Consider the following 19,375-nt stretch of genomic DNA (forward strand, 5'->3'; position numbering starts at 1 on the left):
CGTATGTATTTATGTTGACGGACGAAACAAACGAACAGGAAGGAATGGGTTTCGAACAACCCGCCGAAGAACCAACACCTGCCCCTACGGCCCCTCAAGGTCATCCCGAATTGCGGCGCTTGTCTCATGCCGTGGATCAGGTTCGGCTTGAGTTGGGCAAAGTAGTGATTGGTCAGCACGAATTTATAGAGCTGCTTATCGCCGCCCTTTTTGCCGGAGGCCACGTGCTGGTGGAGGGGGTACCGGGTATTGCCAAAACCCTGACCGCGAAGCTCCTTGCGCAAACGTTGAAAGTCGACTTCAACCGTATCCAGTTTACACCAGACTTGATGCCTAGCGACGTTATTGGCACCACGGTTTTCAACATGAACAGTTCGGCATTCACCTTTAATGCTGGCCCGATTTTCTCCAATGTCGTCCTTATCGACGAGATCAACCGATCTCCAGCCAAGACCCAGGCGGCACTCTTCGAGGTGATGGAAGAAAACCAAGTGACGGTCGACGGAACCACCCATAAAATGGGCTTCCCTTTTTTCGTCATCGCTACCCAAAACCCCATTGAGCAGGAAGGAACCTACAAGCTGCCAGAGGCTCAGTTGGACCGCTTTTTGGTAAAAATAAATATTGACTATCCCAACCTGGAAGAAGAACAAAGCATCTTGCGCCGATTCCGCTCGGACTTCCACATGAAACAGCAGGAAACGGTCAATCCCGTAATGGACAGCAAGACGATCAAGGAATGCCAGGTCATCGTAGAGAAGGTTTTTATCAAAGATGAGTTGCTGGACTATATTGCGAGCATCGTCCATGAAACCCGCCAAAACAGCGATCTCTTCCTGGGAGCTTCGCCCCGGGCTTCGCTGGCGATTATGAAGATGGCCAAAGCCATCGCAGCGATCAACGGCCGGGCATTTGTCACCCCTGATGATATTCAGCAGGTGGCTTACCCGGTGTTGAATCACCGTATTATTCTGACCCCGGAACGCGAGATGGAAGGCTATGCCACCCGGGATGTGATTGCTGAAATCATCAAAAAAATAGGCGTACCTAGATAGCATGAAGGAAACCTTCGAAAATATCTACTTAAAGAACCGCTTCTTCTGGTGCATGGGCGGCCTGGTCGTGCTATTTACCGCTGGTTTCTGGTGGGTGCCCCTGTTTTTTGTGGCCCAGGTAGCCCTATTGCTGCTCCTCACGCTTTGTCTGGTAGATGGCCTTTTGCTTTTTGCCCGACCGTATCGCTTTCGCGTAAGAAGACAGTTGCCCAGGGTACTTTCTTTGGGGGATGAAACGGAAGTCAAAATCAGCTTACAAAACCGCAACAATCTCTCCTTGCAGATTGAAGTGGTAGACGAGCTGCCTTACCAGCTGCAAATTCGGGATTTTAGCCGTACCGTTCATTTAGCCCCCGAAGAGCGTGTGGAGATTCAATATCCTATTAGGCCGACTACCCGGGGGGGCTATGAATTTGGCAGGATACTGCTTTTTCTTTCCACACCGCTGGGTTTGTTGGAACGCCGGTATCCCTGGGACGCTGCCACCGAACTCCCTGTCTATCCTTCCATTGTGCAGATGAAGCAATTCGAGATGCGCGCTTTCGAGCGGACGAGTATGCCCGGTGGCCTCAAACAGATTCGTAGGATTGGCCACAGCTACGAGTTTGACCAAATCAAAAACTACGTACGCGGAGACGATTATCGCAGTATCAACTGGAAAGCAACCGGCCGCCGTGGCCAGTTGATGGTCAACCAATACGAAGACGAGCGCGCCCAGCAAATCTATTGTGTGATCGACAAAAGCCGCGTCATGCACATGCCTTTTGATGGCCTCACCCTCATGGATCACGCCATCAATACCAGCCTGGTTCTTTCAAACATTGCCCTCAAAAAGCACGATCGGGCGGGCCTGCTTACCTTCTCCGATAAAATTGGGTCGGTACTGAAAGCCGATAGTAAAGCCGCCCAACTCAATAAGATCTTACAGACGCTCTACAAAGAAAGTGAGCGCAGTACCGAAGCCAACTACGAGCTGCTCTATTACTTCAGCCGCAAGCTGGTCAGCGGTCGGAGCCTCATGATGCTTTATACCAACTTCGAGAGTATGTACGCCCTGGATCGGGTACTGCCCATCTTGCGCCGCATCAGTGCCTTTCATTTATTGGTAGTGGTCTTTTTCGAAAATTCCGCTATCCGCGAATTCGCGCAAGCCGCTCCTACCAACGTAGAAGGCATCTACCAACAAACCATGGCCCGCAAGTTTTTGGCAGAGAAAAGAGCCATGGTTCAAAAACTTAAGCAGTACGGTATTCAGGCCGTTCTCACCAATCCTGCCGACCTTTCGATGGATACCATCAACAAGTATTTGGAGCTCAAGGCGCGAGGGTTGATTTGATGGGTGCAAACATTATTCCGGGTCTATTGTTAGAATTGCTGACGAAAGTCAAACAATTTTTAAAGTCGGAAGTGGGAGGTCAGAAATCGGAAGTAACGGTATATTCAGGTTCACCCACCATCCAACAATCAAACCATCAACCATCAACAATCAACCATATGACCCACCTCAAAGAAGGCGACAAAGCCCCTGATTTCACCAGCACCCTTTCTAATGGCGAAAGTATTTCGCTCAGCGATTACGCAGGCAAAAAGCTGGTCCTTTATTTTTACCCTAAAGATGATACGCCCGGCTGTACGGCCGAAGCTTGCAGCTTGCGAGACAGCTACAGTGAACTACGCAGCCAAGGGTACGAAATTCTTGGCGTAAGCCCTGATCCGGTAGCCAAGCACCAAAAATTCATCAATAAATACGACCTGCCTTTCGACTTGTTGGCCGACGAAGACAAAAGCGTCATGAATGCCTACGGCGTGTGGGGCCCTAAGAAATTTATGGGTAAAAAATACGACGGCGTACACCGTATTACCTTCGTGATTGGGGAAGATGGAACCATCGCCAAGGTCATCACCAAGGTAAAAACCAAAGACCACGCTGCTCAGATTTTGGATGAGATGGCTGGGGTTTAAGGGTATTTGGTACTTGGTACGGGGTACTTGGTAGGGTGTCCAATCTGTCAGGTGACAGCCGTAACGGTTTTCTGTGCTTTCTTGGCAAGCTAAGCTGAATGCTTCTTGTAGTCCTCAGACAATCCCGACATTTTTGGTCGGGATTGTCTGGAGACTAACATGAGCGGTTGTTTTTTAAAAAAAACGTCACGCCTATTTACCCTCAGATTTGACACCCTACCCTGCGGCGCTACCCAAATGGCGCGGAGCGCCCGTATCCAGCAAGCATTAGCTAAACCCAACCTTCCAAATCCTCCGGCCTGATCAATATGGGGCGGATGCTATCATCTACGAGTCCTCCTTGTTTTACCAAAGTCGTAAACGTTTCATCCATACCGCAATAAGCGTAGTAAAAGAGGAGTGTCTGCTCGAAGCGGGAGAAAAGAGATTGCAGGGTAGCAAGGAAAAACGATTGCTCTACCTCATTGGCCAGGGCGTAACGAAGCAGGTGCTTGATGTTCTTGAAATACACCTCCAGGATACCTATTTCATTACCAAACCACTCCTTGAAATGGTTTTTAATGATGGAGGTGCCTTCTTCGCCAGCTAAGTCTTCCCGGTTACGAAATTGCCGCCGATGGTTCTGGTAGAATTTAAAAATAGCTTCCCGGCTTTCAAAAATTTCTTGCTCGTTGGTCCCCGTAATTTCCACGAAAGTGATGGCTCGCAGGTTCAGGTAATGAATATCGAGGAGCTTGAAAAAGTTTGCCCTTCGTGTGGGCAGGTCATTGATATTATACGATTGTGCGACCTCTTGCTTCTCCAGATCTGATTCTTCGAGCTGGTCAATAATACTCAGTAGGTGGTTGCGTAGTTGATTCAGACCTAAGGTTATCTGATCATAAGGTAAGGTGTTGATCGTGGCAAGATACATCAAGTCATTGTATTTGCTTTTCAACAAAATAAACTGGTTATAGAGCTCCGAATCCGTTTGCAAGACTTCATCCACAGCTTCCACGCCAAAGTTGAGGCCTTTGGCCACGCGGCCCTTTAATTCCTTTTTGATCGTGGTAATATCCATTATTCAGGTGTTTTTTTTTAATCTTTCCGAGATCATTCGTCTTCGGTATCTCTATACCCTCTACCAAAAGTGGCGATCCCATCGCCATGCTTCTCTCTACGACCTAAGCCCAGCTCACTCCTCTTTCAGCACTTCCTCCAACCAGGAAAAATCCGGGGTATGTTTTCGCTTTCGCTTCAACTCGTAATCGTAGACCGCTCTTCCCAGTTCACCAAAGAAAGGAAGCCCTTTCTCCTGGTATTCGTATACGCCATCATTGTAGGTTTGGTTGTCGTTGACGTGGATGGTGCCTACCAGGAAAAACTCTACGCCGGCCTCCATGTCCACGATGTAGGCGGCGTCGGTCAGGTAACCGTAGGCCCAGCCGACTTTGTTGAGGATACGCACATTTTTGGGAATCTGGGCGGTAGAATCCTGGTCGCCGTAGATCCAGAATTTCACGTAATGGTCTTCGTGATCGTAGGTGGGGGAGTCGCTCTCCCGTGGAAACTGGGCCATTGCCCGGTATACCCACGCGTAATCATCGGCTGTAAGGTTAAACCGTTCTCGCTCGCTGACTGCCTGCGGGAAAATGACCGCCTTGAGCATGTCGTGTAAATCCTGGATCGCAACGTAATTTTTATAACTAAAATCAAAAGGCTCCTTGATGATTTCGCCCTCATTGTCCATGTACGCTACGCCGCGCTGCTGGCGTGTGAGGCCCAAATCATCGTAGTAGCTGCTGTACACTTCTCCTTGCTGGTACAAAGGACCTTGGTCGTTGATGAACTGTACCGGATTCGTGTAGCGGTTCCCCAAGGTATCGTAGCCACTCACGGAAAGTCGGTGGATAATGCGGGTAGCTGTAAAGCCTTTGGCCCGCAATTTTTCATTGAAATAACCTTGCCCTAAAAACTCGTACAGGCGATTGTAGGCATCGTTGTCGCTGACCAGAAAAATCTTGCGTACATACTGGGCCACCGAAGGCAAACCACTGACCGCCGTAGCATCGGCCAAGGCAGCCGTCTGCGGAGGGGTTCCTGCAAAGGTCTGCATCACTGCGTGCTTATCGAGGCCTACCACCCCCAGCTCATTCAGCTTCTCCAGGGCCAGCAAGGCCGCCGGCATTTTCACCGTACTCGCCGGATAAAAATACTGCCCGGGATCGACGCCGTAGCGGTGGCTGGTAAAGGAAGGTTCTCCAGCGGCGTTGCGATCAACCTGGGTGTAGATGACCTGTATTTCGTACTTGCCGGGGTCTTGCACCCAATCGCCGAACGTATGCTTTTCCGAAGCAATCAGCTTTTCCAGCACATTGCGTTGTGCGGGTAATACTGAGGCCAAGCCAAATAAAAACAAGAGGAGGAGACTGATATTTCGCATAGTTTTTCAGCAGATGGTTTGTTTTCAAAGATAGGGAAGAAGGGTGGGATTTTGGTGAAAGTAGGTAGAAGGAGGCGATTTCAATCCTTTTTCTATTGGATGCTGGTTTGGAAGGCCGATCGCAATATTTCTAAGCAATTTCCCCATTATGTTTCAATCCTTATTCTACTGGATACCGCGATGGAAGGCTACCGCCCCCCCTTCCCAGTCGGATGATTGCGAAAGTTTCAATCCTTATTCTACTGGATACTGCGCTGGAAGCTTGATAGCATCATCAGCATCAAATTCTTCCTTGATGTTTCAATCCTTATTCTACTGGATACCGCGCTGGAAGATGAGAAAACTAAACACATCCCATGCAGCAATTATGTTTCAATCCTTATTCTACTGGATACCGCGCTGGAAGATAGATTGACTACAATTATAGGATTTAAGGACTTAACGTTTCAATCCTTATTCTACTGGATACCGCGCTGGAAGCCATTTTAGAAATATCATATTTTTTATTCCACTTCTGTTTCAATCCTTATTCTACTGGATACCGCGCTGGAAGGGGCGTAATGTTCCGGCCTTTTTCGTCCCCAAATGTGTTTCAATCCTTATTCTACTGGATACCGCGCTGGAAGGCTACGAAACATTTATCCAACTCAACATCAACGAGAGTTTCAATCCTTATTCTACTGGATACCGCGCTGGAAGACGATTATGATTTACGTGGTGGTCGGTTAGTTTGGGAGTTTCAATCCTTATTCTACTGGATACCGCGCTGGAAGACCGGGAGAAGACGTGCTAGCGTTTAACTCATACAAGTTTCAATCCTTATTCTACTGGATACCGCGCTGGAAGCGTCCTGAACGTGTACCGAAGCGGGGTCAAGTTTGCTGTTTCAATCCTTATTCTACTGGATACCGCGCTGGAAGAGTCATGCGAAACAACCTTCGTGCAGGAGCTGGACCGTTTCAATCCTTATTCTACTGGATACCGCGCTGGAAGACCTGGCCAAGCTGCACAGTATGCTCCAGCAATCGCGTTTCAATCCTTATTCTACTGGATACCGCGCTGGAAGTTGAGCGTGAGATCATCTTCTATCCAATAGAAGAACAGGCGTTTCAATCCTTATTCTACTGGATACCGCGCTGGAAGTTCTTGGCGGAACGTTTGCAATATACGACCATTTGAGTTTCAATCCTTATTCTACTGGATACCGCGCTGGAAGAGGGAATTGGCGCAAGGGTATTAAAATTAAATGGTCGTGTTTCAATCCTTATTCTACTGGATACCGCGCTGGAAGATGTCATCGCCTGGCAAGGCCATTTGTTTGTATTTTCGTTTCAATCCTTATTCTACTGGATACCGCGCTGGAAGAGGCGGAGCTCGTCCTCTGAGTATTGTTTGTCGTTGTGTTTCAATCCTTATTCTACTGGATACCGCGCTGGAAGATCGATTATTGCGGAGCTTGCCTGGAGGACTGCTGAGTTTCAATCCTTATTCTACTGGATACCGCGCTGGAAGTAGCCTATTATTAACTTAACAGACAAAGTATTATGTGGTTTCAATCCTTATTCTACTGGATACCGCGCTGGAAGAAAAGGCTACTGGAATAAGATACGTGAGGACTTCCCGTTTCAATCCTTATTCTACTGGATACCGCGCTGGAAGACCGGGTACACGTGCGTAAATCTTCCCGCTACCCGGTTAGTTTCAATCCTTATTCTACTGGATACCGCGCTGGAAGTTTCTGAATGGAAGAAAGCCAAATAAACCAGGCTAAAAGTTTCAATCCTTATTCTACTGGATACCGCGCTGGAAGCCTGTGCTTCAGTCAGTGTAGCCGTAGCGGCACCATGTTTCAATCCTTATTCTACTGGATACCGCGCTGGAAGCGGGTATCATTGAGGAGTTCGGCCAGGGTAGCAAAGGGCGTTTCAATCCTTATTCTACTGGATACCGCGCTGGAAGTTGACCTTAAGAGTGCTTCTACTGCTGCTTTACAATGTTTCAATCCTTATTCTACTGGATACCGCGCTGGAAGCCCTACAAAGCCGCTGGTTGTCAATGTTTTATGTTTGTTTCAATCCTTATTCTACTGGATACCGCGCTGGAAGCTTGATGATCTGTTGAGTAATCGGATAGGAGAATTTGGTTTCAATCCTTATTCTACTGGATACCGCGCTGGAAGATTCTAATCAAAACTTAAACAGATGGCAACCAAGACGTTTCAATCCTTATTCTACTGGATACCGCGCTGGAAGAGTCAGCCATTGCCGGAGCGGTAGCGACTGGTGCTGGGTTTCAATCCTTATTCTACTGGATACCGCGCTGGAAGCATTTGCTTTATAGCTCTTGCTACACCTTTTTTTGAGGTTTCAATCCTTATTCTACTGGATACCGCGCTGGAAGTAGTCAGTATTGGTACACCATCGAACCGTCTTTGACGTTTCAATCCTTATTCTACTGGATACCGCGCTGGAAGATTGAAGATATTTACAAGTGATTTTGTCACAAAAGCAAGGTTTCAATCCTTATTCTACTGGATACCGCGCTGGAAGACTTTTGAGCTTGTGCCCTCAGTGCGTTCCCAGCACGTTTCAATCCTTATTCTACTGGATACCGCGCTGGAAGTTTCCGAGTTGAAGGATGTATTCGATTCTGGGATCACGTTTCAATCCTTATTCTACTGGATACCGCGCTGGAAGAGCCAGAGCCCCAAGACAAACCGGAACGAAAGAAAAAGTTTCAATCCTTATTCTACTGGATACCGCGCTGGAAGAAGCTGACCCCCACAAGTTACCCCAATAACTAAGGTAAAGTTTCAATCCTTATTCTACTGGATACCGCGCTGGAAGCGCACGCCATTTACAGCTGCTGCGCTACCAATGCCAAGTTTCAATCCTTATTCTACTGGATACCGCGCTGGAAGCCAAACGATTCGGCACCCGTGCCGCACAACAACGATGTTTCAATCCTTATTCTACTGGATACCGCGCTGGAAGCCGCCTTTCTGTTTAAGCAGCTGAAAATCAATACAAAAGCACGAATCTGCTTTTGGTGTTATTATTGTTTTTTTCCTTAATGTCAAAGAACTTTGGTTCATTTTTATGCTCGTTTCGGAAGTTTAAGTTGTTTGTAATGAGCTGTTTATGCTTGTTTTTAAGGGAATGCGAAATAAATTCCTTCCCGGAAGCCTCTCCTTATCGGGTACATACATTACGATAGGTACAATTTACACATCTTTTACGGTATTTCGTAGCTTTAGGATAATGATTTTGGAGGATGATTTGGCTAATCGCGGTGGCCGCCTGCTGCACTTCTTCCAGGTGCTCAGGGTGAACGGGGATTTCTACCAACTTGTTTTGGCTACGGGTGTACACCAGGAAAGCCCGCTTTACGGGGCGTCCGTAATTCTGCTCAATGAGCCAGGCATAACAATAAAGCTGGGTACGGTAGGTCTCAAAAACTTTGTCTTTGTAGACCGCAAATTTGTAGTCTAGTGGCGCCATTGTACCGTCTTCCAACCACAATACTTCGTCGACCTCCCCACGCAAGGATGCATTACTGAGGTATTGGTTGAGTTGTTTATCTACTACACCAATACGCCGCCGCAGATAATCCGCATTTTCCCTGGCGCGTTTTAAGTGCACCTCTCGTCCCCGAATCACTTTGTAATACTTCTCTTCGTACTGAGGGATATCCAGAACGTACTCGAAAAAAGTATACCGAGGGCAATAGAGGTATTCGATGATTTGGGAGGGGGTAATGCTTAGCGTGTTCAAAAGAAAAGTGCTTTTATTTGATCCGTTACTAATTTTTTGTCCAGTGCCTGCCCCAGGCATACGGTCTGGCGCATGGCGGATGGCCCCATCGGAAAGATGTAGACCTTGTCGGTTTCTTCGTCAATTTCTTGCGCTATTTGCAATTCCAGCACGTCTTTTTCTTCGGCAGAGATCGTACCCAGAAATACGGAGTACTGCACCCGGTACAAACCAGCCTGTTTGCAATACTTGGCAATCCGGGTGCGGGCGCGGTCATTGACGATATCGTACATGATCCAGGTGTGCATTATTGGTCGGGGTTTATCAGTTCGTTGGCAAACTGGTGGGCTTCAAATTGAATAATGTTGCTGCGCGTTTGGTTGCGCCCCCGGTAACGGATGCGCTCTTCTTCAAAGTGTTTATTAAAGCGCTCTATCAGTAGTATTTTTCCTTCTTTGTTCAAACTCACACCATTGGCCAACTCATCTACGTGATCCTGGCGAACTTTCTTGCCGGAAAACAGTCGAAAGACGGGCTCTTCGCCAAAAATCCGGAAGGATTCGATGAAATCGTACACCATACTTTTGTGGTTGTACCCATCGCGGTGCAGAAAGCCCAGGTGAGGGTCGAGCCCTGCCAGAATCAATGCTTTTTCTACCCGACTGTAAAGAATGCCGTAGGCGTAATTGAGAAAAGCGTTGAACGGATCAACTGCCGGGCGTGAGCTACGTCCCGCAAATTGGTAATGCTTGGGCAAAACAGCACTGAGCACTTCAAAATAAAGTCTTCCTGCGCTCCCTTCCAGTCCGCGAATGGTGTCGGCTACCTCACTGATATGATCACCATTCAGGCTAATGAGCTTTTCTCTGAGAATGATAATCCGCGCCAGCCGTTCCTGGAGATAATCATCTTGCTGCGGTCGATGACTGGCCAGGCGTTTAATGAAATCGATTTGATTTTCCAGCTTGTTCCCAAGCCATTGCTGGGTATAGTGGAGGGCTTCGGTACCCAGGCTGGCACGCAGTTGTTCTTTGCGGATGAGGGTGGTACTCCCCAACTTGCTGTGCCAAACCCTGCTGTAGGGGTGTCCGCTGCCATCGAGAAAAACGATGTCAACATTGTGTTGCATGGCCAGTTGGATAGCGTCAGCGGAAAGCGCAACGCCTTTGTTGACCCAAAAGCTTTTTACTTTTTGGGCCGCAAACTGTTGTTTGACAACCTGCCCTTCTTCCTTACGGCGTACTTCGAAAAGTTGGTCGCTCACGTGCAGGTAGGTGCCGTAGGTGTTGAGATGAATCTGCATAGTTCGGGCTTTAAAGATGCATGCGTTCAATGGTACCATAGCCACGGGAAACCGACTGGCCTAGCCCCACGTGATCAGGGAGTACCGCATTGGTCACGAAGGTGCCCTGAAACATCAGCATCGTTTGATTTTTAAACCTGGCATCAACCTTTCGGTAGTCATTGAGCTGCACATTGATTTCTCCTTCTACCCAGTACCCGATGCCTTTAAAAAAAGAAAGTATGTTGTTGCGTAAAACCCGCTCCAGGAATACCGTTTGTTCTTCCTCGGGCAAAGCATGGTAGCGGGCAAAGTTTTTTTGGCTTAGCGCAAACCAGGGCGTCAGCAGCCGATAATGGTAGAGATCGGCCGTTACCTCCGGCTCGTACTTACGGCTATTGATCTGCTTGTTGTGAATGGGCAGCTCCCAATCGTCAATCAGTAGTTTTTCCAGATCAAAAAAGTGTTGCATCAAGACTGTCGCTCCTTCTCCCAAGCCCATAAGCATAGGCGTTTGCCGCAAAACCTTGTACTGTATCAGCGGATAGCGATAAATGGCACTGCCATCAGGCCGATGATTATGCCACAAGTCGGAATCCGCGCCAAACTGCTGGCTAAAGTAGCCGCGCAGCTTGTGCCCGTCGCGCTGGCTGAGGCGCAGATCGGGGAAGGTGATGGTGGTTTGGTGCATGGGGGTTAGTTAAGGATACTAGGTTAGCAATTGACGACAGTAGAGGGTTGTTCATAAACCAGTCCCACTTCTGAATCATATTTACACACTAAATAAATGTAAGGGTCTTGGTTATCTGGATTTTTCAAGGTTTGAAAACCTTTGTGTTCCAGACTAAATAGTTTTTTTCGACGGATAGAGAGTTCATGCTGCGCTTTTTCCATTGGATTGGCGTTGATTAGTTTTTCGTAATAACAAGCAGGGATAATGCTCACAGTATCTAGCCCTTCTCTGGTATAAATACCGTCCTGAGACATTACATCTTTGATGAAATGATTTTGCCGCTGAACTTTTGAGTAAGCATTTCTGCCTTCCAAAAAACTTTGGTGTTGTTGCACCTCAAAATGCTGGTATACAAGATCGACCAACCCAAGCAATTGTTCTTCGGATAACTTTTCGCCATTTAATGCGCTCAATTCATTAAATGTATTGTCCAATACCCCGTCTACCTCCGTATAAATAACCTCTCTGGTAACCTGCTGCTCTCGACACACAATGACCTTGGTATCCTTTTTTTGACGTTTCCTGTTTACCCTTCCCGCTCTTTGAATGATGGCATCTATCGGAGCATTTTCTGTAAAAAGTATATCAAAATCAATATCCAAGGACACCTCCACGACCTGGGTAGCGACCAAGAGAAGCGACTGTGCTTCCTTTTCTTTCTTTAAGATGAGTTGTTCTTTCTCCAAACGGTGCTTCTGAATAAACCGCGAATGGTAGCAAATGGTATCGGCAGCAATGCCCTTGTATGCTTGGTACAGTCTGATGGCTTCATCTACGGTATTGACAACAATAAGCACTTTCTTTCCTTCTTTCAGGGCGGTTGTAATCTCTGTTTCAAGGCCATCGATCAGGCAATCTCTTACCTGAAATTCATTACGCTTTTCATTGAGTAATTCCACATCACGAACGATCTGCGATTCCCCTATTTCCAGTGTTTGCTGTAAAAGCATTCTTAGTTTAGTAGGCATCGTTGCCGTCATAATGAAAAAGCGAGCATGAAATGCCGACTTCAAGTACTCAATGGTGGAAATAATAAGCCCGAGGGTATACGGTGCATAAAGGTGGATTTCGTCGATAATGATCCAGGCTTTCCAGCTATGGAATGTTTTTAACTCCCAATAGCCAAGATTAAATCCTTGGGTCAAGACTTGGTCGATGGTGCAAATGTTAACATTCCTGAAAAACGTCTTGTCCATTAGGTAATCACCTTTGTGATAGCGGTCTTCCTCATCTAGCTCTTTACGATAAAAGAAAGCGGAAGAATGAACCACCGCTGTTTCTTCCTTGCCAAAGTATTGTTGCAAACGGTTAAATATGGCATTAGAAGTGACACGAGTAGGGAGTAAATAAATAATTTTTTCGCGATCTCTTTTTTGCGCAGCCCACAGCAGTGCTGCTTCCGTTTTTCCACTTCCCGTCGGAGCTATAGCCAAGACATCACCCACCTGTTGCTTACTGGCTATTTGAAATTCCCGCCATTGAAAATCTTTAGCAATCTCCGGCTTGTTTTCGGCAATAAGCTTTTGGACGATTTTTACCCTGAGTTCATTTTCAGAAAATGGTAATTCGCCCCCCAATAAGCCGTGATTAGATCCACTCCAATCTGCGGTATTGAGCAGTGCTTTATAGAAGATATAAGTTCTCCTGTCTTCCTGCTTTAAGTCTACAGATTGATTATAAATGCCCTTGAAGCTTTTGTAGAGTTGTTTAGTGGTCTTTACCTGCGCCAAAGCTTTGGCCAGACCCGGGATAATCGAAAATTCGATTTCCTGTTGTTTAATCCTATGAGTAAGTTCTTCCAACAGCTCGGTTAATTCCTCTTCTTTGATTTGCAAAACCTTTTCTAAGCCATTGTTCTTTTTAAACAACTCATCGGTGAGTGGCTTGTGATGACTAAATACGGCCATCAACGGTAAAACATCTTTAGCAAATACTTCTCTGTTTGCAGCCCAGAGCAACACTCCTGAGAAGAATTCGTGCCGAATATAATTGTCCCAATGCTTTACCCGTTCGGTGATGCGCTCCTGAAAATTACCCGTTATTTTACCACTGTCGTGGAAGAGCGCAGCAAGAAAAGATAACTTCCAAAATTCATCTCTAACAGGCAGTTCAACATTGTATAACTCATGTAGCTGACGCCAACATTCGATAACAGAATCAGTATGCTCCAACAGGGTTTCTCCAGGGCCATACTCAGAAGCCGACTTAGCAATGATATGGTCAATCATATTAATTACTGTTGTAGTCAAAAAGCGGGATGAATTTATCCTGGTACTGTATTCCCTCTTTCTTTACGTTCAACTCCATTTCACGACCGATAAAGGAGAGCAACTGGCGTTGGCTTACGGAGCGAGCACCATAGTCACTTTCATATTGGAAGTGAGTAGGAACATCTAGCGCGATGGGGTCAGTAGTAGCGTAGATCGAAAACTCTGGATGCGCCGAAGCATTTTGCATGACTTCTTTGATAATATCACCCGCTAGCAAGCAATATGCTACCGTCGTACTTTTCACAATAGGTGCCTGACCCACTTCGCAATGAATCACCTTAGCTAAACTATCGCTGCTTCCCATCGTAAGTGCATACACTGGTGCGGCAAAACCTGTGGCTAGCAGTTCTACCTTTTCTTCCTCTTCGCTACCATAAACCAAGACGAAATGATTGCCAATGAGTATTTCTCTCAGAACTATACTCCGATTTTTAAAGGCATCATATTTCCATAAATCAGTCGTCTTGCCTTGATGCTGGCCGTATATCCCCATTTGAAAGGAAGAAGAGGAAAAGAAATCTTGTGCCGCATTTGGACTAAGTCCCATTGCAGCCCCCGCCAGCCCCACCAGGGTAGTTGGCGGAGGTAGCGCAAAGGTCTTGTGGTAATTTTGAAACTCAGGATTTCTAAACGTTGCCGTTTGAGAGTATAGCTCAACAATACAATATTTCATATTGGGGCTATTTGTAGTATTCTTTAATCCAGGCCTCTACTTTTTCGAAGCCCACTTTCAATGATACGACCGTGTCATTAGCCTGCAAAGTGGCTTGTTGGTTAGCAAAAACATGGTCGACGATAAATTTATCGTAATCAGCCGCCACGGTCTGTAGGCCCTTTACATCTACTTCACCTTGAGGGTCGAGATTCACCGCTTCCAGGAACACCGGATTTTTCACGGTCATACAAGCAGCAGCAATAAACTTGGGAGAAATATCCGCCAGGAAACGACTTTGACGGCCTGAGCTCCACAACGAGCGAAAAGCATCAAGAAAAGCAAGCACCCGCTCTTTTTTCTCTTGTTTGTCGATATAGTCGCCTTCATCGTAACCTTCCTTCGTCGAATATCCTTTTCCAACCCGATCCAACTCGATAAGAATTGTTCCCCGGTACAAGCCAGAGTGCACTTCGGTTTCGTAAATATTCGGTTCACCGCCTTTATTGGTTCCCATAAAGTTGGTGGCGTAATCCAAATCGCCTTTGTACACAGAACTAGGCAACGCGAGGAGTGATTCTACGCGTACTGGCGAGGTCCGTTGGCTACGGGCACCAGCATTCATGTAGCCAAAAAGATCATCATCGTAGTACTTGGCGGGATCTCCTTCGGTAGCAGGAGGATTCTTGCCTTCGCCAGGTGTAACATTTGAAATAGGCTTGCCCATTTCTTCAAGTCGATCGCGCAATGCACGGCGCAATGCTTGTGAAGAAACATAGGGAAGCTCCTGCCCGTTGTCGAGTGTAATTTTCTTAATCGGGTTGATATTATCTACATCTTTGTCCGCGCCATTTAGGCTAGCGAAAGAAACCTTAGATAAATAGGTAATGGTAATGCTATTCATTGTCGTTGTTTTTGAAGGGTTTGAGAACGATATTGAGTTGATTAAGTGCCGCAATCAGCGCGAACTGTTTGACCAGATTGAAGTTTTCTTCATTGATCTCTGCTTTAAACAAGTCAGCACTGACAACGAGGGCATACTTGTTTTGCATTCGCACTATTGCATCGTTAAACTGTTGCAGGGTGCGCGATTTTTGTAGATCAATAATGTATTTTCTTCCTGTCTTGGCATTCGATTTCTGTGACTGGGGATCACTTGCATTATCATAGGTAATGATAGCTCGCCCAATGGAGGTACCCAGCTTAAAAGCTTTTTCCTGAATTTCTTTGTTCATATTTGAAGGAATTAGAGGTTCATATAGCTCTACCAACCGCTTTAGTTGATTGAAATTTTTATAGCCGATATTTTCATTACCGATGAGGTAGGTATAGCACCGATAAAACAATTGACAAATCGTAGGCAGGATACTCTTTGCCTGCATTAGTTTTCCGAGAACTTCGTTGCGAATGCTTCGCTCCATCAGGTAGCTGTTATTCGCATTGCGTTCTGAGGTTTTCATAAACTTCAGACTAGGCATGAGCTGGTCAAACTGTAAACCATTGGCTTCCAGGTAGGCGATTGTTCTGACTACAAACTTGAAATTATTGAAGTACTCAAAACTACTGGGCCGCATGGTACCCGAGAATTTATCCGCTTTGAAACTGGCCAAGGTGATTACCTGCCGATCAAACTCAATGCCCAGGAAGTCATCCAACCCATTTATCGATTCTAATTCCTGATCCAATAAAATCTGCTGATAAATCGAATAGATCAGCATAAACTGTATCTCCTGCTGGCGTACGTAATCTTTCGGTAATTCAAGTGGTCTTTGCTCTGCACCCTTTTTTGCCTGGTAAAAACTCCAGACTTTGAAATTTTGCAAGTAACTACTATGAATCAGTGCCTCCTGATCCAGGTAAAAACTATGGTGTTGGCGATAGAGTTGGTATTGATTTTTAAGCGTGTCGGAGTCCAGTAAAAAACCGACAATGCTGTCCAAACCACTAACGTAATTATAGAAAGCAAACTTAGGCGCAAAGCGGCTGAGGTACATGGCTTTCCAACTCATTTTTTGCGTAGTGGGAGATTGGAAAGAATCAAAAACGGGATTTTTCAGCCCCATTAATGGAGAAGTATTCTGATAGCTAACTAGTTTTTTATAGGATTCCCCAGTTAAGTAGCATATTTCTTTTCCTTCCAGAAAATAGGCTGGTACAATCGGATCAAGTCTTGTAATCTTTATATAAGGCTCATTAAGGAAAATCTTTGCGTCTCCTTTTTCTCCTTTTTGATGAGTGAAACCATCCGACCCTAATTCATAGTCCTTGATTTTGAATCCTTTCTCCGCGTAGAATTTAGCGATTGCCGTAGCAAAATTGCTGTCTTCCTCTACCAGCGTAGCAAACTTGACCGCATTGTCTTTGTACTTTGGGGAAGGTTGGGGGTCATTGGTTACCAGTGCAGCAAGTCCGTAAGATTTCATCTTGAAAAACGGCGTCGCAGAAAAAGGATCTTTGGTAAAGTAGTACTTGTCGGCCTTCTCCCGAGCATTTTTACCGCTGGTATCATACAGTTCCTGCCCCATGAAATAATACAACTGCTCCAGTAAATCGAAAAGCTGTTCCGACTTTAACCAAAGACCATTGCCGTCTTCGCTCCAGCCGAAAGTGTAGAACGGAAAATCTTCCCGATCCTGACACACCGTCAGGTACTCGTACACACCCGCAATGCCGCTGTTTAAGAAAATATTCCCCGTGCGCTGAAAAGTGATTTCGGTAATCTTTGCCTGCTTGGCCATATTGTTATCTGTTTTACATTCACAAAACTAACCCCCACCTCTCCCAAATAGCGGGAGAGTAAAATATTCCCTCTAATCTTCCCCTCTCCGCTCCCGCAAATACGTCTGCAAGGCCTCAGGGTACAACACCTCTATTTCCCCTGGCAGCCCCAGGATGAACCGGCCAATCCCTTTCCAATTGCGGACTTGCCCTTCGAAGAAGGTACCATCGTAGCGGCGGTGGATGAAGGTGCGCGAAAGGGGAAATTCTTCCAACAGGAGGTGGTAGGCGGTATTGCTCAGTTTTAGCTTTACGTCCAGCCATTCGTAGCCGGTGAGGCCAAAAATGTCCATGGGGCTGGCCATCCGGCCGGGTGTTACGCGTTCCTCCAGGTACTCCACATCCTGAATTCGGCTGAGTTTGTACTGGCCCTGGCGATCTTTATCCATGTCCCAGCCGATGAGGTAGCGGTAGTCCTGGGTGATTTCCAGCACCTCTACTCGGCGATCTTCGACCTTTTCGCTGGAAAGGGAATGATACCCTTTAATAAGTACGCATGATTTATTTTCCAGTGCCACCCGCAAGAGTTGCAGAATGCGATTGGCGTGCAACTGCGGCAGTGCGTCCGCCAGTGGAATCATGCTCAGGTTGAGATCAAATTTATGGAGAATGGCCTGCGCCAGCGGGGAAGTTCCCGCCGTTTGCTGAAGGTGGTCTTGCAAGAAGAAAAGCTCGTCGGGTTCCAAAACGGATTGCCGACCTCTTTCTAACTGCAACTGCAAAAAGAAGCAATCATTCTGATCTTTATCGTAATGGTAACCAAGCTTTTCTATCAGTTGCAAATCACGATAGAAGGTGCTTTCCGATTGGCCCAGAATATTCATCAAATGGCGAGCACTTCGGCGCGGTGTAGAATTGAGCAGGCGAATTAATTTAAAAATGCGGAGCACGCCTTGTTCTGTTTTGCCACTCATGGTTTTGGGTGTTGGTCAGAGATTTTATTGCAGTAGAAATAAAAACTACCAGAGAATTTAAATCTACAACATTAAATCCAACCGACCAAACCCCTACCTCCTCTCCAACACCAACCACTGATAAGGCCCCAGCACCAGTACATTGTACGCTACCTGCGGCCCCAGGAAATGCTGCCAATGGCCATCGCCTGGAGGGGAGAGGTGGATTTCGGTACTTGCTGGACTGTAATTGATGCGAATCTGGATTTGCTGTTCGGCAGTACTCCATTGCCAGGTCAGGAGATGATCGCTGGAATTGAGCAACTCCCAGCGGCCTGTGCGTAAGGCTGGTTGCGCGAGCAATTGCAGGAGGTAATCGTAAAAAGCAACTTGCTGAGCATCTACAGGAGCCAAACCGGGGAGCTTGGATAAGGCTAGGCCATCCGTTGCAAGGCCATAGGCTGCCGGATCAAATTCTAAGGGCTGTCGCCCCAGCTGCACAGGTAGCCGTTTGCGGCGGCCTTCCCATTGCCCTTCGTAGAAAAAGCTCAATCCCGGCAGGGTATACGTCGCCAGCGCTGCGGCCTTGGCTTTGGCGGGTGCCATCAGGGAAAGGATACGGTCTTCGTCGTGGTTTTCCAGAAAACGGGCGGATTTGGTTTGGAAATCCATGGCTGCGTAGAGGTGCTCCCGTACGCTACCTAGATTGCCTTCCAATAAGCGATCGCGAAGTCGTTTGTCGTAGGTAAAATCGAATCCTTGCTGCTGTAGTGTCCACTCGCGATCCCAATAGACTTCCGCCAGGAAACAAAATTGAGGGAATTTTTCCTTGACTTTACGAATCGCTGCGGGCCAAAAATCATAAAGCGTTTCCGTCTGCTCGTGGAGTACATGCCCCCAGGTTTGTCGAAAGACATCGGCGAGCGTCAACATCGCCATGTCGCAACGAACGGCATCGCAAACTTCCGCTATCTCAAGCAGTTGTTCCTGCATAAATGCGCGGGCTGCCGGTGCTGCGTAGTTGACCTGCACGGTGTCTTGCCAGGCTGCAAAATAAGGGTCTTTGCCGTGGGCAAAAATTTTGGCTTGGTTAGCCGGTAGTCGATAATAGGTCACTTGATCATGCGCCAGTTGGTCTTCTCCTACTTCCAGAAATACATCCGGGTGTTGGGTTATCCAACTGCTTTCGGCGTGAAAATGGTTGGGCACAAAATCCAGCATCAGTTTCAAACCATAGTTATTGAGCTTCGCTTTTAGCAGCTTAAGGTCACCGGGCTGCCCCAGAGCAGGATCCAACTCATAACGATCAATAGCGTAAGGAGAGCCAATGATATCTTCCTCTGTCCAGTCGGGAAGTACCCGGCTATAGGCTTGCTTCAGGCCTTCTTCCAGGGCGTAATTCAGTGCATTCGGCCCGGTCTTCCACACGCCCATCAACCATACATAATCAACCCCCAATACGCCCAATTGCTGCCAATAAGCATCAGGTACTTCCAGCAGTTGGGTCGCTGCACCGAAGCGTTTCCGCCAGACGCGGGTATTGATCTCGTAAAGAATGGGATGCATAGGAGAAGGG

At 46.9% G+C, this 19,375-nt stretch carries 15 protein-coding genes and 1 CRISPR repeat array; of the genes, 3 read left to right on the forward strand and 12 right to left on the reverse strand.

What is annotated here, in order from left to right; translation table 11 throughout:
• Nucleotides 1-11 precede the first annotated feature (11 nt).
• The 3 genes from AB0L18_RS06735 (at nucleotide 12) to bcp (ending at nucleotide 3,017) form a co-directional block, all read left to right on the forward strand.
• Nucleotides 12-1,055 (forward strand): AAA family ATPase, encoded by a 1,044-nt coding sequence (locus AB0L18_RS06735; RefSeq protein ID WP_367391821.1) that lies wholly within the window; start codon nucleotides 12-14, stop codon nucleotides 1,053-1,055.
• A gap of 1 nt (nucleotide 1,056) precedes the next feature.
• Entirely contained in the window at nucleotides 1,057-2,391 is a 1,335-nt protein-coding gene (locus AB0L18_RS06740) for a DUF58 domain-containing protein (RefSeq protein ID WP_367391822.1), read from the forward strand.
• Nucleotides 2,392-2,549: 158 nt separating this feature from the next.
• Nucleotides 2,550-3,017, forward strand: coding sequence for a thioredoxin-dependent thiol peroxidase (bcp, locus tag AB0L18_RS06745; RefSeq protein WP_367391823.1), 468 nt, complete (start codon nucleotides 2,550-2,552; stop codon nucleotides 3,015-3,017).
• Between the two features lie 271 nt (nucleotides 3,018-3,288).
• Here bcp and AB0L18_RS06750 read toward each other — a convergent pair whose 3' ends face one another.
• From AB0L18_RS06750 to AB0L18_RS06805, 12 genes are all read right to left on the reverse strand, one after another.
• A complete protein-coding gene (locus AB0L18_RS06750; RefSeq protein ID WP_367391824.1) occupies nucleotides 3,289-4,077 on the reverse strand; it encodes a hypothetical protein in 789 nt (262 codons plus the stop codon).
• Nucleotides 4,078-4,191: 114 nt separating this feature from the next.
• Nucleotides 4,192-5,439, reverse strand: coding sequence for a serine hydrolase (locus AB0L18_RS06755; RefSeq protein ID WP_367391825.1), 1,248 nt, complete (start codon nucleotides 5,437-5,439; stop codon nucleotides 4,192-4,194).
• A 77-nt stretch (nucleotides 5,440-5,516) separates the two neighbouring features.
• A CRISPR array of direct repeats spans nucleotides 5,517-8,432; the repeat unit is 37 nt; unit sequence GTTTCAATCCTTATTCTACTGGATACCGCGCTGGAAG.
• A gap of 198 nt (nucleotides 8,433-8,630) precedes the next feature.
• Nucleotides 8,631-9,212: a CRISPR-associated protein Cas4 gene (cas4, locus tag AB0L18_RS06760; RefSeq protein ID WP_367391826.1), complete on the reverse strand. Its 582-nt coding sequence runs from the start codon at nucleotides 9,210-9,212 to the stop codon at nucleotides 8,631-8,633.
• Nucleotides 9,209-9,499, reverse strand: coding sequence for a CRISPR-associated endonuclease Cas2 (cas2, locus tag AB0L18_RS06765; protein WP_367391827.1), 291 nt, complete (start codon nucleotides 9,497-9,499; stop codon nucleotides 9,209-9,211). The genes cas4 and cas2 overlap by 4 nt, the downstream gene beginning before the upstream one ends.
• Nucleotides 9,499-10,494, reverse strand: a complete 996-nt coding sequence (gene cas1 / locus AB0L18_RS06770; protein WP_367391828.1) for a CRISPR-associated endonuclease Cas1 — start codon at nucleotides 10,492-10,494, stop codon at nucleotides 9,499-9,501. Before cas1 ends, cas2 begins: the two co-directional genes overlap by 1 nt.
• A 10-nt stretch (nucleotides 10,495-10,504) precedes the next feature.
• Entirely contained in the window at nucleotides 10,505-11,164 is a 660-nt protein-coding gene (locus AB0L18_RS06775) for a CRISPR-associated endonuclease Cas6 (protein ID WP_367391829.1), read from the reverse strand.
• 23 nt (nucleotides 11,165-11,187) lie between these two features.
• Nucleotides 11,188-13,434, reverse strand: a complete 2,247-nt coding sequence (gene cas3 / locus AB0L18_RS06780) for a CRISPR-associated helicase Cas3' (protein WP_367391830.1) — start codon at nucleotides 13,432-13,434, stop codon at nucleotides 11,188-11,190.
• Nucleotide 13,435: 1 nt separating this feature from the next.
• Nucleotides 13,436-14,149 (reverse strand): CRISPR-associated protein Cas5, encoded by a 714-nt coding sequence (cas5, locus tag AB0L18_RS06785; RefSeq protein WP_367391831.1) that lies wholly within the window; start codon nucleotides 14,147-14,149, stop codon nucleotides 13,436-13,438.
• 7 nt (nucleotides 14,150-14,156) lie between these two features.
• On the reverse strand, nucleotides 14,157-15,032 hold the full coding sequence (gene cas7i, locus AB0L18_RS06790) for a type I-B CRISPR-associated protein Cas7/Cst2/DevR (RefSeq protein WP_367391832.1): 876 nt from the start codon (nucleotides 15,030-15,032) through the stop codon (nucleotides 14,157-14,159).
• Nucleotides 15,025-16,866: a hypothetical protein gene (locus tag AB0L18_RS06795; protein WP_367391833.1), complete on the reverse strand. Its 1,842-nt coding sequence runs from the start codon at nucleotides 16,864-16,866 to the stop codon at nucleotides 15,025-15,027. Before AB0L18_RS06795 ends, cas7i begins: the two co-directional genes overlap by 8 nt.
• 72 nt (nucleotides 16,867-16,938) lie before the next feature.
• Complete coding sequence (locus tag AB0L18_RS06800) at nucleotides 16,939-17,820, reverse strand: helix-turn-helix transcriptional regulator (RefSeq protein WP_367391834.1); 882 nt, start codon at nucleotides 17,818-17,820, stop codon at nucleotides 16,939-16,941.
• 93 nt (nucleotides 17,821-17,913) lie between these two features.
• Nucleotides 17,914-19,365, reverse strand: a complete 1,452-nt coding sequence (locus tag AB0L18_RS06805; protein ID WP_367391835.1) for an alpha-amylase family glycosyl hydrolase — start codon at nucleotides 19,363-19,365, stop codon at nucleotides 17,914-17,916.
• Nucleotides 19,366-19,375 lie beyond the last annotated feature (10 nt).

Origin of the sequence: Lewinella sp. LCG006, from assembly GCF_040784935.1 — a bacterium.
In the GTDB taxonomy this organism is placed as follows: Bacteria; Bacteroidota; Bacteroidia; order Chitinophagales; family Saprospiraceae; genus Lewinella.